The organism is Methylosinus sp. KRF6 (genome assembly GCF_018887255.1).
Taxonomy (GTDB): domain Bacteria; phylum Pseudomonadota; class Alphaproteobacteria; order Rhizobiales; family Beijerinckiaceae; genus Methylosinus; species Methylosinus sporium.
Window position 1 is genome coordinate 1 of record NZ_JAHLJF010000041.1, and the last position, 1732, is coordinate 1732.

The 1732-nt window shown below is 59.4% G+C and carries 1 protein-coding gene; it reads right to left on the reverse strand.

Annotated elements, in window-relative coordinates; genetic code table 11:
- Nucleotides 1–333: 333 nt before the first annotated feature.
- Nucleotides 334–1695 carry a carbohydrate porin gene (locus KP010_RS22425; protein ID WP_216281932.1) on the reverse strand — a complete coding sequence of 454 codons (1362 nt, stop codon included), beginning with the start codon at nt 1693–1695 and terminating at the stop codon, nt 334–336.
- Between the last annotated feature and the right edge of the window lie 37 nt (nt 1696–1732).

Sequence of the window (1732 nt, forward strand, 5' to 3'; positions counted from 1 at the left end):
GACATTTGCGCCGAACTCGGCGTCTCGACGCGAACTCTACGTCGGTATCTGCACAATTGCGGAGCCGAAGGAGGACCCAGACGGCAAGGTTCTGGCGCAAACGCCTGAGCGGGACATAAATACCCTAACGAGGTGCAATCGGATTGATGGTGGTAAAGGGCGATGCCGAGCATGGAGGATCTTTTCAAAGGCCGCCATTTCGACCGCGAAATCATCGTTCTCTACGTAAGCTGATATCTACGATGCAAGCTCGTGCAACAACACCATGGACGCACCAAGCGCCGCTGATTGGCGCCGACTATTGCGCCGTCGCATACAAGCGGAGCCGGCGGATTAAAACTGTGCGTGCATACGCAGTCCGAATACATTGACCGGGCCGCGATCGAGATTATGGCCGGGATTGCCGATAAACTGGTAATCGACGGTCAAATCGACGCCGTCGATCAGATTGAGCTTGTAATAGGATTCGATGGCCTTCTCGCCTCCGTAGGAGAGCGCGCCGTCGCCGATGTAGACGCTCGTTCCGCCGAGCGCGAAATAGCGCACGCGCGAACCTGCGAGGCCGCTGAACGCCATTGCCGCGCCGATCTCGTCCTTCGGACGATCCCACAGTTTGCCCGCCGCCACCAATCCGAATGACACTTGGCGATCGATGTCGGTGTAGTCGACGGTCTCGAAGCGCCCGTTCGAAATGCCGGCGCGCAGGAAGAAACCGACATTGGGCGCGATCTGCTGCTGCAGGTTGATGTGGCCGCCGAGCTTCACACGACGCCTGCGCAGCGTATTGTTGGTGATGTCGGGCGGAAATTGGCCGGTTAGTAGAGAGACAGCGACCACCTCGTCGACCTTATTGAGATAGCCATTGTCGCCATAGATCAGAAATTTCAGCACGCCCGGCTGCTCGGCGAGGTCGTAGCGCATCTCGAATTCGCCGACGCTCATGAACTGGCGTCCGAGCACCGGCTCGATATAGGCGCTGTTGGGAATGCTCGAGAGCTGGAACAGGCCGCCGCGCGCCGTCCACCAATCCTGCTTCCACTCGAGCGCAACGCCGTGCGTGTAGCCCCACGCGTCGGCGGCATAGTCGAAAGTGCCCATCGAGTTGAACGCGAAGTTCAGAAATCCGGTGGTCGGATCATGCGCGTAGACATTGTCGTCGAATACATCGCCGACCGCGAACTTGCCGACCGTGAGGGTGAGTCGATCGCGATCGACCTTGCCGGCGAGCTGGTTCTGCGTCGATTCGAGTGTCTCGCTGAACGAGCCGGTGTCGGGGTCGTCCGCCCGGCCGCCGCCGAGACCGATGATCTGGCGCAGAAAATAGCGCTGGAAGCGCATATAGGGCGCGGCTCGTCCGACCTTGGCGACTGCGCCGTTCACATAGGACGCCGCGCCGACCGAATTGGCGAGGCCATATCCGACGTCGATCTCGGGATTGAGATAGGCGCCGGCCCCCTCCCACAGGTGAACGCCGAGGAAGAGATTGGCGGTCGATCCGAGACGAGCCTGGCCGTTCGCCGGAAAGCTGTTCTGCCCTTTGTAGAGAGCCGGAAATTTCGGATAGCCTTGCACGATATTGGTAATCTGGCCGTGAACGCTGTAGAGTTCGGGCTTCGATTCCTCGTTCTTCAACTCGTCGCTCTTCGTGTCATCATTCTTCTCCTCCTTCGTGGCTCCTGTCGATTGGCAGTTCAATCAAGGACTCGGGGCGATGGGTCCGATTGGTGGCATT